Consider the following 13,776-nt stretch of genomic DNA (forward strand, 5'->3'; position numbering starts at 1 on the left):
ATCTAGCCTTCCTGCGGCGCCGGCCGGGCCGATCCTTCGACCCTGCCGGTGATGACCTTGCGCTCCCAGTCGACGTAGCGGCCGCTCTCGCCGAGCAGCGACGCCATCAGCCAGAGGAACACACCGAAGTCGTCAGCGACCCCGATCACGAGGAAGAACTCGGGGATGACGTCGATCGGAGAGATCATGTAGACGACGCCGAGCGCCATCATGCCCAGCTTGCCCTTGCCCATACCCGCGTAGCGGCCGCGCATCACCGCGCCGATCATGCGCGGGATCGCCCGCACCCTGGTCATCAAGCCCGGCGTGCCAGGCTTGGTCACCTCTCGGTACGTGCGCCATGCCGCCGCCGCCCGTGCTGGTTTCGCCATCATGTGATCTCCCCTACCCGGCTATCACGACATAACGTGTTACCCAGGGAGATTGGTTCCTAACGATCACGCATGGCCGCGTGCTCGAACGGCGCGGCCGCCTCGATCTGTGCCGCAACTCGGATCAGCAGGTCCTCCCTTCCTGCCGCGGCCACGAGCTGCACTCCCACCGGCAGCCCGTCGGACGTCATGTGCAGCGGCAGTGAGACGGCCGGCTGGCCGGTGGCGTTGACCGGCGCGGTGTAGGCGACGGCCTGCGCCGTCCTGCCGAAGCCGAGGCTGAGGTCCTCGGGCGGGATCCAGCCCAGCGCGAAGGGCCGCACTCCGGCCGAGGGCATGAGCAGCAGGTCGTTGCCCGCGCTCCACCAGGCCGCCATCCGCCTGCGGAAGCCGTCGATCCACTGCGCGGCCAGGAGGTGGTCGGCGGCGCTGCGCATGCGCGCCGAGTTCACCATGGCGGCGTTGCGCGGCTCCAGCTCCTCCAGCTCGACGAGCCTGCCCCTGGTCGCGCCGAGGCTCTCGACCTGCGCGGCCAGGTTGTCGCTGACGATGGCGCCGAACCGCGCGGGGAAGTCCGGGTCGCCGAGCGCCTCGGGACCGCCGGGGGCCACGTGGTGGCCGAGCGTCTCCAGCAGCGTCGCCACCCTGGTCACGGCCTCGGTCAGCTCGGGGTCCTCGGGCACGTCACCTCGCGGGTGCTCGGTGACGAAGCCGACCCGCAACCGTCCAGGATCCGCGCCCACCTCCTCCGCGAGCGGGCGTGGCAGGGCGGGAGCGTCGTAGGGGTCGCCGAGCACGTAACCGGAGATCAGATCGAGGGCCGCCGCGGTGTCGCGCACGGTCCTGGTGACGAACCCCGGGCACGAGAAGCCGTTCCACCCCTCGCCCTGCGTCGGCGCGAAGCTGCTGCGCCCACGTGTCGGTTTCAGTCCCACCAGGCCGCAGAAGGATGCCGGGATGCGGATCGACCCGCCGCCGTCGCTGGCCGTGGCCAGCGCCACCATCCCGGCCGCGACCGCCGCCGCCGAGCCGCCGCTCGACCCGCCCGCGGAGTGCCCGGGCCGGTACGGGTTGCGGGTGGGTCCGAAGGCGACGGGCTCGGTGGTGATCGTGCTGCCGAACTCAGGGGTGTTGGTCCGGCCGAGGACCACGAACCCGGCCTGCCTGAGCCTGACCACGCCGTGCCCGTCCTCCTCGACCGGCAGGCCGTCGTAGACCCGCGAGCCCGCGTTGTAGGGCTCGCCTGCCTGCCGCCAGCCCAGGTCCTTCAGCAGGATCGGCACGCCACGGAAGGGCGCCTCCGAAGGGATCGCGTCGAGCTCGGCCAGCGCCCGCCCGAACCTGCGGTGCACCACGGCGTTCAGCTCGCCGTCGCACGCCTCGATCCTGGCGATGGCCGCCTCGACGAGCTCGCGCGGGGAGACCTGGCCCTCCCTGACGGTTCGGGCCCGCCCTGTCGCGTCCAGTGCCAGCACGTCGTCCATGCGCCCTCCTCTGGTGTCAGGCCTTCGGAGCCAGGTCACGCACGGCCTGGGTGATCGGCACTTCTCCGCCGGGGATGGGAGCGAGCACCGGCGTGTCGAGGCCGTTGTCGACGTACTCCTGGATCCTGGCCCGGCAGGTCGCCGCGTCGCCGTGCACCACCAGGGCGTCGACCACCTCGTCGGGGATGGCCTTGAGCGCCGCCTTGCGGTCGCCTGCCGCCCACGCCTCGTGCAGGGGCCGCAGGACCTCGGCACGGCCCAGCCAGTCGTGGAAGGCGGCGTAGGCGGGCACGGTGAGGTAGCTCGCCAGCATCCACCTGGCCAGCTCGCGGACCTTGTCCGCGTCCTCGCTCACGCAGACGAACAGCCGGGCGATCAGCTCGGTGTCCGGCCCGACCTCGGCTCGCACCTTGCGCACGTCGTCGGGCGAGAGCCAGTTGGTGATCGCGCCGTCGGCCTCCTCGGCGGCCAGGTGGAGCATGCGCGGCCGGAGCGCGGCCAGCACGATCTTGGGCGGGAGCTTCGGCGCGCGTTCCAGCTTGAAGCCCTTGATCTCGAAGGTCTCGTACTTCTCCGACACCTTCTCGCCCGCCAGCGCCTTCCTCAGGAAGCGGAGCGTGTCCCGGGTGCGCGCGTACGGCTTGACGAACTCGACGGCGTTCCAGCGCTCCACGATCGCCGGGGAGGACGAGCCGATGCCGAGCACGAACCTCTCGGGCGCGAGATCCGCCAGGGTCGCGGCGGACATCGCCAGCAGCCCCGGACCGCGTGTGGACACGGGCACGATGGCACTGCCGAGCCTGACGCCGGGGGCCCACTGCGAGGCCATGGCCAGCGGCACGAACCCGTCCACACCGTTGACCTCGGCTGACCACACGTCTGTGTAGCCGAGCCCGGGCAGCTCGGCGATCAACTCCTGCGATTGGGCGAGCGAACGGTCGTAGAAGGGGATCGTCATACCCCAGTTCTGGGTCATCGCGGCCTCCAGCTCGGTGTGATCCGACCATACCAACCGGTCTGTCGTACGGACTACGCCCTGAGCTCGTGTACCGCCGCGACGAAGTCCTTGGTGATCCCCCGCAGTCCCGGCAGGTGCGACAGGCTCACCAGCCGGTCCACCAGCGGCACCGTGACCTCGATCAGCCGGTACGTGCGCGCGCATCCCGGCGAGGTGTCGTGCACCCAGAACAGCACCATGCCCATGGACAGCAACCAGAGCAGCTCCGGCAGCTCCTCGCGCAACTCGGCGTTCATCCGGTCACGTGCCCCGTCGACCACCTGCCGGTAGATCGCGATGGAGGCCTCGCGGGCCGGCGAGGACTGCTCGCTGAAGGGGCTCAGCGGGTTCGTCGGCTCGGCCGCGTGCTTGTAGAACTTGACCGCGAACTCGTGGTACGGCTCGGAAACCCGTACCCACTCGCGCAGCACGCCACTCAGGCGGGCGGCCAGCGTGAACTCGGTGGCCAGCAACTCCTGGCAGGCCTGCTCGTGCTCGCTCTGAGCACGGTCGTAGTAGGCCTGGATCAACGCCTCCTTGCCCTCGAAGTAGTAGTAGGCGTTACCCACTGACACTCCGGCCTCGGCGGCGATGGCTCGCATCGTCGTCGCCTCGAAGCCGCGCTCCCGGAACAGTCGCAAGGCCGTCTCGACGATGACCTCTCGGGTGCTCTCCGATCCACGGTTTCGGGCTTCGGACACGTTCGTCACTTTACGTCTTAATGCCGGGTTAGGTCATGAAGGCGCACGATGATCGGCGTCACACGGCAAAGATCCTGGTGTGACAGGGGTCATCCGGTGTGAACGGTGGGATTGATGATTTCAGCGGGAGGGCTATTCCGCGAAAAGGCACCGACATGTGGATACGTAGGACAGTGCGGCTCCTCGTGGTCGCGATCTTTGCTCTCCAAATCTCCATAATCGCGCTGGCGTCAGCGGCCTCCGCCGCTACCTTCACGCCGGACGAGGAGCCACGCGAAGCGCCGGCCCCGATCGTCCGCGTCTATCACCTCGGCGCGTCGTACAAGGCTCCCCGCTTGTACGCCGCACTCACAGAGGCCGCGACAAGCCTGAAAGAGGCCTTTGGCGCCGAGACCCGCGAGCGGCCGGTCGAGATCCGCCACGCGCAGCTCCCCGAAGCGCGCGCAGGCGAGGGCGAACGGGCCAAGTCTCGCTGGAAACAGTCGGCGCGGCCACGAGCCGCCAGACAGGCCCGACAGCCGCTGGTGGACCTGCGCCGCGCCCTGCCCAGGCACGCGACAGTGCACCTGTCGCACACCCGTGCCGCCAACTGGATCAAAGGTGCGGGCCTGCGCTGGCAGTCGACAGGCAACTGCACCAACAGGCGGCTGCACAACTGCACGTCGCTGGACTCGGTCCGGACGTCGACCGTCGCCGGACTCGTCGACCTCAAGCACCGCAGCCAGTGCCCGGTCACGGTCACCGGCGGCACCGAAGCGGGCCACGCGCCAGGCCGGTTCAGCCACGGCGCGGGCTACAAGATCGACATCTCACACAACCAGTGCATCGACCGCTATATAACCAAGAACCATGACAGAACCGGGGTACGGAGCGACGGCGCCGCGTTGTACCGCTCCTCGGCAGGCACGGTCTTCGCCGACGAGAGCGACCACTGGGACATCCTGTTCAAGTGACAGGGCCCGCTCCGACCCCGGCTCAGGTCAGAACTCCGAGGCGACCAACTCGGCGATCTCGGCCGCGTTCAGGGCGGCCCCCTTGCGCAGGTTGTCGCCGCACACGAACAGGTCCAGCGTGTTGGGGAAGTCGACCGCCTGGCGCACGCGACCCACATAGGTCGGGTCGGTGCCCACCACGTCGGCAGGAGTCGGGAAGACCCCGTTGGCCGGGTCGTCCATCAGGACCACCGTCGGCGCCGCCTCCAGCACCCGGTGCGCCTCGGCCACCGTGACCTCACGCTCGAACCGCGCGTGCACCGCCAGCGAGTGCGTGGTGATCACCGGCACCCGGACACAGGTCGCCGAGACCTTGAGGTCGGGAATGCCGAGGATCTTACGGGACTCGTTGCGGAGCTTGAGCTCCTCGGAAGCCCAGCCGCCGTCCTTGTAGGAGCCCGCCCACGGCACCACGTTGAACGCGACGGGCGCCGGGAACGGCGACTCGGCCGGCAGCTTGTTGGCCAGCAACTTACGCACGTCGCCCGCCACCTGGCCGATCGAACGGTCGCCGGCCAGCGCCTCGACCTCGTCATACAGCCTGGCCGAGCCCGCCACACCCGCGCCCGACACCGCCTGGTAGGAGGCGACGACGAGCTCGGTGAGCACATACTCGGCGTGCAGCGCGCCCATGGCCGCCATCATCGACAGCGTGGTGCAGTTGGGCGTGGAGATGATGTTGCGGGGACGCTCGCGGGCGTCCAGCGGGTTGACCTCCGGCACCACCAGCGGGACGTCGGGCTCCATCCGGAACGTGCCGGACTTGTCGATCGCGATGGCGCCGCGCTCGGCCGCGATCGGCACCCACACGGCCGACACCTCGTCGGGCACGTCGAAGATGGCGATGTCGATGCCGTCGAAAACCTCCGGCGCCAGTGCCTGCACCACGACGTCCTCGCCGCGGACCTTCAGCACCTTGCCCGCCGAACGCGGCGAGGCGACCAGGCGCACCTCGCCCCAGATGTCCTCACGCGTCGAGACGATGTCCCGCATGACGGTGCCGACGGCACCGGTGGCCCCGATCAGGGCAAGATTCGGCCTGCTCATCGTCCAGAACCTCCATACACAACGGCTTCGACCTGGTCGGCTTCGAGATCGAAGGCGCGGTGAGCGGCGGCCACGGCCGCGTCGACACCGTCCTGCTCGACGATCACGGAGATGCGGATCTCCGACGTGGAGATCATCTCGATGTTGACCCCCACGTCGGCGAGGGCCGCGAAGAACGTCGCCGTGACGCCGGGGTGCGAGCGCATGCCCGCGCCGATCAGCGACACCTTCCCGATCTGGTCGTCGAAGAGCAGCGACTCGTAGGCGATGTCACCCTGGATCTTCTTCAGCGCCGTCAGCGCGGTCGAGCTGTCGGCCGTCGGCAGCGTGAAGGAGATGTCGGTGCGGCCCGTCGCCGCAGCCGAGACGTTCTGCACGATCATGTCGATGTTGACCCCGGCGTCGGCCAGAGTTTTGAAGATCGCGGCAGCCTCACCGACCTTGTCGGGCACGCCGACAACAGTGATCTTGGCCTCGCTCCGGTCGTGCGCGACGCCGGAGATGATCGGCTGCTCCATCTCGGTTCCTTCGGTGTAAGGGTCGGAGACGACCCACGTGCCTTCCCTGTTGCTGAAAGAGCTTCGTACGTGAATCGGCAGGTGGAAGCGGCGAGCATACTCGACGCACCGCAGGTGCAGAATCTTCGCGCCGCAGGCCGCCATCTCCATCATCTCGTCGTAGGAGATCTTGGGGATCTGGCGGGCGGCGGGCACGATGCGCGGGTCCGCGGTGAAGATGCCGTCCACGTCGGTGTAGATCTCGCAGACATCCGCCTCCAGCGCCGCCGCCAGCGCGACCGCGGTGGTGTCGGAGCCGCCACGGCCCAGCGTGGTGATGTCCTTGGTGTCCTGCGAGACGCCCTGGAAGCCGGCCACGATCGCGATGTGGCCCTGGTCGATCGCCTCCTGGATGCGGCTCGGCGTCACGTCGATGATGCGCGCCTTGCCGTGCGTCGAGTCGGTGATCACACCCGCCTGCGAGCCCGTGAACGAACGTGCCTCGTGCCCCAGGTTGGCGATCGCCATGGCCAGCAGCGCCATCGAGATGCGCTCCCCGGAGGTCAGCAGCATGTCGAGCTCGCGGCCCGGAGGCAGCGGCGACACCTGCTCGGCCAGGTCGAGCAGCTCGTCGGTGGTGTCACCCATGGCGGAGACGATGACGACCACGTTGTTGCCGGCTTTTTTCGTCGCGACGATGCGCTGCGCGACCCGCTTGATGCAGGACGCGTCGGCAACGGACGAACCACCGTACTTTTGCACAACGAGGGCCACGAGAGTCTCCCGGTCTGGACTGTGAAGTGCCAGTCTACTTGGGGCGTCTCATGCCACTGATGCCTCAACCACTATGTGGACACGCCTACGCGGTGGTGGCCTCCTCCGCCACGTCAAGACGCGAGTGCGCGGCGAGGGCCTGCAGCGCGCGCATGGCCGCGCCCGCGTGGTTGCCCCAGGTGTTGAAGTACGAGTACTGCCACCACCACAGCGCCTCGTGCGGCCGGCCCGCCTGATAGTGGCGCAGCCCGTGGATGAGGTCGGCGGCCACCGCGGTCAGGTCGTCGGAGAGCCGGTAGGGGGTGACGGAGGTGTCCTTGTACGGGTCGAACACCTCGGCGTAGTCGTCCACCGCCTCCAGCAGCTCTCCCAGCGCCGTGCGCACCCCGTCGATGTCGGGGTCCTCGCTCAGCGGGGGCTCGTAGTTGCCTGAAAGGATCACGTCCTGGTTGGCGCCGAGCTTGGCTCCCGCCAGGCTCACCTGGGCGACCTCGACCAGGAGCAGCGACCAGATGGCGTCGCCGCCCTCGCCGCCGGCGACCCTCGCCAGGCCGTCCACATAGTTCTGCGCGTGTCCGGCGATCTCTTCCGCCAGGGCGCTCCACTCGTCAGACATCCAGGAGCCTCCGTCCTTCGAACGCGCGGCCCAAGGTCACCTCGTCGGCGTACTCGAGATCACCGCCCACAGGCAGACCGCTGGCCAGTCGTGTCACTTTCATGCCCATCGGTTTGACCAGACGGGCAAGGTAGGTAGCCGTCGCCTCCCCCTCCAGGTTGGGGTCCGTGGCGAGGATGAGCTCCGTGATCCGGCCGTCGGCCAGCCTGGTCATGAGCTCACGGATGCGCAGGTCGTCGGGGCCGACGCCGTCGATCGGGCTGATCGCGCCGCCGAGCACGTGATAGGTGCCGCGGAACTCGCGCGTCTTCTCGATCGCGACGACGTCCTTGGGCTCCTCGACCACGCAGATCACGTGTGTGTCGCGGCGCGGGTCGCGGCAGATGCGGCACTCCTCCTCGGAGGCCACGTTTCCGCAGGTGCGGCAGAACCGGACCTTCTCCTTGACCTCCAGCAGCGCGTGCGCCAGCCGCTTGACGTCGGCGGGATCGGCCGCCAGCAGGTGGAACGCGATCCGCTGCGCGCTCTTGGGACCGACGCCGGGCAGCATGCCCAGCTCGTCGATCAGATTCTGGACGACCCCTTCGTACATCGTCTAGAACCCTGGCAACTGACCGAGACCGCCGCCACCCAGGCCCTGGGCCAGCGGGCCGAGCTTCTCCTGCTGCAGGTCGGCCGCCGCCCTGACGGCGTCGCGCACGGCGGCGATCACCAGATCGGCGATCGTGTCGGCCGTGTCCTGCGGGTCGTCGGCGTCGATGACGCTCGGGTTGATCTTCAGTTCGAGCAGCTCGCCTGAGCCGTTGACGACGGCCGTGACCAGGCCGCCGCCGGCCGAGCCCTCGATCTGCGCGTCGTTGAGCTCCTGCTGGGCGCTCACAAGCTGCTGCTGCATGAGCTGTGCCTGCTCCAGCAGCTGCTGCAGGTTGACATCCCCTGGGTTCACCGTCGTGCGCTCCTCGTGGCTCCGCGTTCTTGACTGCCACGAGCCTACGGTGTTTGAGCCTCGTCATGTACTGGGGGCATACAGGTGTTTCGCGTCGGCTCCCCTGTTTGGCCGGGTCCCGGCCCCCCTCCAGTGCCCGAGACCCGGCCATCACGTCGACCGGAGCGGCCGCACCACGCCGACGCGTTGCACAGGAACGCTAGTCCCGCGAACGTTGCACACAGGTTGCGTTCATTCAATCACCCTAAGCAATCCCCCGAACGGGTTGCGCTGGTGGCCCTGCAACACGGATGCTCGCCATAGGCGTTGATTACTTGGAGTGGCCGATGAGTTACGCTCACCTTGACGCATACTCCCGTCGCCTGCGCGCGGCACACGAGACGGTGACGCCCGACAAGCCGGTGTCCGCCGGGCCACGTCGCCTGATCAGCGCATCGTGGCTGCGCTCTCTGAACGCCGGCATCAATCCGGAGGCGACGGCCGCCCCCCTCGCCTACAGCTCCGCCCGTCTCGACCAGGCCCGCGCCTCTCACCCGCTCGCGCCCATGCTCCCGCTCTTCACCCAGACGCTCCAGCAGATGGCGGACGAGAGCGAGCACATCATGATCGTGACGGACGACGAGGGGAGGATCCTGTGGCGCGTCGGCCACTCCACCACCCTGCGCCGTGCGGACACCGTGGGCCTCGCCGACGGGCACCGCTGGGCCGAGGACTCCGTCGGCACCAACGGCATCGGCACCGCCCTCGCCATCCAGCGGCCGGTGCATGTCTACTCCGAGGAGCACCTGATGCGCGTCCTGCACGTCTGGTCGTGCAGCGCCGCCCCGATCACCGACCCCGAGACCGGCCGCATCCTCGGCTGCCTCGACGTCAGCGGCACCTCCCGAAGCCTCCACCCGGCCACGGTCGCTCTGGTGGGCGCCACCGCCAGGCTCGCCGAAACCCAGCTCACCCTGCGCATGCACGAGCGCGACCAGGTCCTCCGGCGTCGCTACGAGTCGCTGCGCTCCCGCTCCGCCGTCCTGCTCTCCGCCACCGGCCGCGTCATCGCGGGCGACCCCGTGGGCGAGCTGGGCGACCGGATCGAGCTCCCCCTCGCCGGCGAGCGCATGATCCTCCGCGACGGCCGCGTGGCGCTCCTGGAGCCTTTCTCGGACGGCTTCCTCCTGCGTGCCGCCCCCACCGCCACACCCCCCACGCTCACCCTCACCCTTCTCGGCGACGGCCCGCCGACCGCCTCCGTCAGCGGTCGCACACTCCCGCTCTCACTCCGCCACGCCGAGATCCTCGCCCTGCTCGCCCTCCACCCGCGCGGCCTGACGGCCGAGCAACTCTCCTTCCACCTGTACGGCGACGCCGGCAACCCGGTCACCATCAGAGCCGAGATCCATCGCCTGCGCGCCCAGCTCGGCGCCACCATCGACGCCAAGCCCTACCACCTGGCCTCCCCCGTCGAGGCGGACTTCCTGGACCTGCGCCGCCTCCTGTCGGCCAACGACCCAGCCTCCCTGGTCCGCGCCTACCCCGGTCCCCTCCTGCCGCGCTCCGAATCTCCCGAGATCCGCCGCGAACGGGACGAGCTCGAGGTCCAGATCCGCACCTGCCTCCTCCAGCGCGGCTCCCCGCAGGACCTCTGGGCCTACGTCCAGACAGCCAACGGCCGCGACGACTTCCAGGTTCTGGAACGCATCATCCGCGCCCTGCCAGCGGCCGACCCCCGAGCCGCCGCCGCCCACGCCCGCCTCCACGCGAGCTGACCCACCCGCTCCCGCCCACCCCACGCAAGCCCTCCCCGAGCCGCCACGACCCACGCCCGCCTCCACGCGAACCGCCCCTCCCGCTCCCGCCCACCCCACGCGAGCCGACACTTTGACGCGCCCGTCCACTCACGCGAGTTCGTCCCACGTCCGCGCAGGCTGACATCTCCGACCGTTCACACCTCGGGGGATATATCCGCTTGCGAGTCCACTCATGGCTTGTGGCCACCGGAGGAACGATCCGTTCGCGGCGGGCAGCGGGCAGTGTGCGTTCCCAGTCAAAGTCGTGTGACTGGATGGGCCCTGTGACCAGGCACGCCATAGAGACCAGCTGGGCACCTAACCAAAGGGGCCGCCTGACCAAGAGGGGTCGCCTAACCGGGGACCGCGTGGCCAGAGGGGCCGCGTGAGCGGAGAGGCCGCGTGAGCGGAGGGACCAGGTGCGCCGGTGGTGGAGGGTGTCAGGTGTGGTCGATTTCGCCGATGACCTGAGCGCCCAGTTCGCGTTGGAGGAGGGCCATGCCCGACAGCGCGTCGACGTCCGCGTCCGCGTCGTTGAGCGGGTCGACGTCGTCCGCGTCCGCGGGCTTGCCACGGCCGGGCACGGCGTCCGGCCAGGCCGGGGAGCCGCCGGCCCTGCGGGTGCCCTGGACTCGGGGGCCGGCCTGGGCTGCCGCCCTGGCGGCCGAACGGGCGGCGGCCAGTCCGGCGCCGGCCATACCTCCGGCAGGCCTGCCCGCACCGGGCGACGCCTGGGTCGGGTCGGGCGGGGGAGGCGAGCCGGGGCCGGGATCGTCGGGTGCGGACGGCCAGGATTCGTCCGTGGTCTGATGGCCGACCGGTGATGAAGGACCGGAGGCCGGATCGCCGGAGTCGCCCGGAGCGGTGCTGCTCCGCGCCGTACCACGTGCGTCTGTTGACGGCGCGTCACCGGTTCGGACGGCGACTGCCTGCGGGGCAGATTGCTGGTGCGTCTGCGGGGCGGCCGCGCCCTCTGGGCCGGAGTCCGGCCCGACTGAAGCACCCGCGTGCTCACCCGTTGGTGAGCCTGTGTCGGGGCCCGTCGGGGCTCCCCCTTGCACGGTCGCGCCCGAATCCGCGCCACCCGACACGCCGGACTGCGCGTCCGGCGGCGTGCCCGCGCCCCGGCCGGCCGAGCCGTCCGGGGATGAACGTACGGGACCTCCGGAATGGGGGCCGGAAGGGCCGCCGGGGTGCGTGCCGGACGGGCCGCCCGGATGCGGGCCCGCGGGCCCGCCTGATTGCGGGCCCGACAGGCCGCCCGAGGGACCGCCCGCATGGGGGCCTGACGGCGTGCCCGGGTGAGGGCCGGGCTGGGGGCCACGTGAGGCCTGCTGCGCGGGAGAGCCGCCGCCCACCACCGCCTCGACGCGCCAGGTGCCGCCGAGCACGTCGCCCAGCGCGCTGGCCACCACGGCGTCCTTGCCGCCGCCCGTGAAGTTCTTCATCGCGCCGACCTGGGTGAAGCCGAGCGTGACCAGATTGCCCTCGACGCCCACCACCTGGGCGTTGGTGCTCACGTTCGCCCAGACCACGATGCTGCGCTGCTTGAGCGCGGCCAGGACCGCGGGCCACTGCTGCTGGATCGTGGCCGTCCCGCCCGCCGCGGGGGCAGGCTGGGCAGGGCCCGCCGCCGGGGTCCGGGGGGCGGGCTGCGCCGGGGCGCCGGGGCGGGCGGCCTCTGGCCAGTCGTCAGCCGACGGGCGCCGTACCTGGGCGTCCGCCTGCCCGTCTCCCGAGGCGGAGTCGAGTGCCTGGCCGCTCGGCGTGCTGACCGTGCCCGGCGGAGATGTGTGGGACACCGGAGGGACCGCACCCGCCTGCGCGGCGGACACATCAGGACCGGCCGGCGCGGAAGGCGCGACGGGAGCGGCGGGGGCGGCAGGCGTACCGGAGGCTGAGCGGGCGGCCATGTGGGCTACGGCGCCGCCGCGTTCGAGGCGCTCCAGGCGGGTGAGCAGCGCGGCTTCGCCCTGCGAGGCCGCCGGGAGCAGGACACGGGCGCACATGAGCTCCAGCAGGAGGCGCGGCGAGGTGGCGCCGCGCATCTCGGTGAGGCCGGCGTTGAAGATCTCGGCGGCGCGGGTGAGCTCGGCGGGCCCCATGGACCCTGCCTGCTGGACCAGGCGCTCCAGCTCGTCGGCCGGGCGGTCGAGCAGGCCGCTGGAGGCCGCCTCCGGGACGTTGGCGAGGATGACCAGGTCGCGGAAGCGCTCCAGGAGGTCGGAGGCGAAGCGGCGCGGGTCGTGTCCGCCTTCGATGACCCGGTTGACGGTGCTGAAGACCTGGGCGCCGTCGCGGGCGGCGAAGGCGGCCACGACCTCGTCGAGCAGGTCGCCGTCGGTGTAGCCGAGCAGCGAGACGGCCTTGGCGTAGGTGATGCCCTCATCGTCGGCTCCGGCGAGGAGCTGGTCGAGGATGGACAGCGAGTCACGCGCGGAGCCGGCGCCGGCCCGGACGACGAGCGGCAGGGCGGGCGGCTCGAACGGGACGCTCTCGGAGGTGAGGATCTCCTCCATCAACGCGCGCAGCGTCGCGGGCGGCATCAGCCGGAACGGGTAGTGGTGGGTCCGCGACTTGATGGTGCCGATGACCTTCTCGGGCTCGGTCGTCGCGAAGATGAACTTCAGGTGCGGCGGGGGCTCCTCGACGAGCTTGAGCAGCGCGTTGAAGCCCTCCCGGGTCACCATGTGCGCCTCGTCGATGATGTAGATCTTGTAGCGCGCGGAGACGGGCGCGAAGAAGGCCCGCTCGCGAAGGTCGCGCGCGTCGTCGACGCCACCGTGGGAGGCGGCGTCGATCTCGATCACGTCGAGGTGGCCGGGCCCGGTCGGGGCGAGCGCCACGCAGGATTCGCACTCGCCGCACGGGTCGGGGGTGGGCCCCTGCTCACAGTTGAGGGAACGGGCCAGGATGCGGGCGCTGGAGGTCTTGCCACAGCCGCGGGGGCCGCTGAAGAGGTAGGCGTGGTTGATGCGGCCGGTGCGCAGTGCCTGCCGCAGCGGGTCTGTGACGTGCTCCTGACCCTTGACCTCCGCGAAGGTCCCGGGTCGGTACTTGCGGTAAAGCGCAAGGCTCATGCGACCATCCCGCCTGCGAGGGGCTCCCAACGAAGAGACCCCTCGCACACCCGCCAGAGCCCGCTTATCCTTGCTGCCTTCCGGCCCTGGGGAGGTTCACAGGATGACGCCGCGCGAGGGGTCCTTGCACAGTCTAGCGGGACGCGGCAGTGCTCGCTCCAGCGAAACCTCGCGGGAATCTTCGCGAAGTTCTCGGGCGAAATGATGGTCTCCGCACCCCCGCGAGTCCGGTAAGCTCGTCGACGGAGGATTCGCCTAGTGGCCGAGGGCGCACGCTTGGAAAGCGTGTAAGGGGCAACCCTTCAGGAGTTCAAATCTCCTATCCTCCGCCAGTTCAGATGGGGTGTGCCGTGATCACGGCACACCCCATCTGGCTTTCCGGTCTCAGTTGGCCTCCTCACCCGGCTCCCAGAGCAGGCCGTCAACCTGCTTGGCGACTGTGTTCCGGATGCTGTCGGTGACGTGCTGGTACCGGCGTGCCATGCCGCACGCG

General features: G+C 70.2%; 12 protein-coding genes, 1 tRNA gene and 1 other RNA gene. 3 read left to right on the forward strand and 11 right to left on the reverse strand.

All coding sequences use genetic code 11. The features are described 5' to 3' along the window. Positions 1-2 precede the first annotated feature (2 nt). The 4 genes from V5E28_RS23620 to V5E28_RS23635 are packed head-to-tail and all read right to left on the reverse strand — an operon-like array spanning position 3 to position 3,553. Positions 3-374, reverse strand: a complete 372-nt coding sequence (locus V5E28_RS23620) for a YkvA family protein (protein ID WP_336209216.1) — start codon at positions 372-374, stop codon at positions 3-5. 56 nt (positions 375-430) lie between these two features. After that, a complete protein-coding gene (locus V5E28_RS23625; RefSeq protein ID WP_336209217.1) occupies positions 431-1,855 on the reverse strand; it encodes an amidase in 1,425 nt (474 codons plus the stop codon). 16 nt (positions 1,856-1,871) lie between these two features. Beyond that, complete coding sequence (locus V5E28_RS23630; RefSeq protein ID WP_336209218.1) at positions 1,872-2,831, reverse strand: LLM class F420-dependent oxidoreductase; 960 nt, start codon at positions 2,829-2,831, stop codon at positions 1,872-1,874. Positions 2,832-2,884: 53 nt separating this feature from the next. Beyond that, positions 2,885-3,553 (reverse strand): TetR/AcrR family transcriptional regulator, encoded by a 669-nt coding sequence (locus V5E28_RS23635; RefSeq protein ID WP_336209219.1) that lies wholly within the window; start codon positions 3,551-3,553, stop codon positions 2,885-2,887. A gap of 173 nt (positions 3,554-3,726) precedes the next feature. Between V5E28_RS23635 and V5E28_RS23640 the strand changes: the two genes are divergently transcribed. Further along, on the forward strand, positions 3,727-4,506 hold the full coding sequence (locus V5E28_RS23640; RefSeq protein WP_336209220.1) for a hypothetical protein: 780 nt from the start codon (positions 3,727-3,729) through the stop codon (positions 4,504-4,506). Positions 4,507-4,533: 27 nt separating this feature from the next. Here V5E28_RS23640 and V5E28_RS23645 read toward each other — a convergent pair whose 3' ends face one another. The 5 genes from V5E28_RS23645 to V5E28_RS23665 all read right to left on the reverse strand — a co-directional run bounded on the left by V5E28_RS23645 (position 4,534) and on the right by V5E28_RS23665 (position 8,425). Further along, positions 4,534-5,592, reverse strand: a complete 1,059-nt coding sequence (locus V5E28_RS23645) for an aspartate-semialdehyde dehydrogenase (protein WP_336209221.1) — start codon at positions 5,590-5,592, stop codon at positions 4,534-4,536. Then, positions 5,589-6,863, reverse strand: a complete 1,275-nt coding sequence (locus V5E28_RS23650; protein ID WP_336209222.1) for an aspartate kinase — start codon at positions 6,861-6,863, stop codon at positions 5,589-5,591. The genes V5E28_RS23645 and V5E28_RS23650 overlap by 4 nt, the downstream gene beginning before the upstream one ends. 85 nt (positions 6,864-6,948) lie before the next feature. Then, on the reverse strand, positions 6,949-7,479 hold the full coding sequence (locus V5E28_RS23655; RefSeq protein WP_336209223.1) for a DUF5063 domain-containing protein: 531 nt from the start codon (positions 7,477-7,479) through the stop codon (positions 6,949-6,951). Next, positions 7,472-8,071 (reverse strand): recombination mediator RecR, encoded by a 600-nt coding sequence (gene recR, locus V5E28_RS23660; RefSeq protein ID WP_336209224.1) that lies wholly within the window; start codon positions 8,069-8,071, stop codon positions 7,472-7,474. The genes V5E28_RS23655 and recR overlap by 8 nt, the downstream gene beginning before the upstream one ends. Positions 8,072-8,074: 3 nt before the next feature. After that, positions 8,075-8,425, reverse strand: coding sequence for a YbaB/EbfC family nucleoid-associated protein (locus V5E28_RS23665; RefSeq protein WP_336209225.1), 351 nt, complete (start codon positions 8,423-8,425; stop codon positions 8,075-8,077). A gap of 326 nt (positions 8,426-8,751) precedes the next feature. Between V5E28_RS23665 and V5E28_RS23670 the strand changes: the two genes are divergently transcribed. Beyond that, the gene (locus V5E28_RS23670) at positions 8,752-10,182 is read left to right on the forward strand and encodes a helix-turn-helix domain-containing protein (protein WP_336209226.1); all 1,431 of its coding nucleotides are present in this window, start codon (positions 8,752-8,754) and stop codon (positions 10,180-10,182) included. 461 nt (positions 10,183-10,643) lie between these two features. Here the strand turns inward: V5E28_RS23670 and V5E28_RS23675 are convergent, their stop codons facing one another. Together V5E28_RS23675 and ffs are read right to left on the reverse strand one after the other, a co-directional pair. Further along, positions 10,644-13,283: a DNA polymerase III subunit gamma and tau gene (locus tag V5E28_RS23675; protein WP_336209227.1), complete on the reverse strand. Its 2,640-nt coding sequence runs from the start codon at positions 13,281-13,283 to the stop codon at positions 10,644-10,646. 30 nt (positions 13,284-13,313) lie between these two features. Then, an RNA gene (gene ffs, locus V5E28_RS23680) (signal recognition particle sRNA small type) lies at positions 13,314-13,409 on the reverse strand. Positions 13,410-13,527: 118 nt separating this feature from the next. On the opposite strand from ffs, the gene V5E28_RS23685 reads away from it, so the two are divergent. Further along, positions 13,528-13,615, forward strand: a tRNA-Ser gene (locus tag V5E28_RS23685). Positions 13,616-13,776 lie beyond the last annotated feature (161 nt).

This window comes from Nonomuraea sp. LPB2021202275-12-8 (assembly GCF_037044575.1).
Lineage (GTDB): Bacteria > Actinomycetota > Actinomycetes > Streptosporangiales > Streptosporangiaceae > Nonomuraea.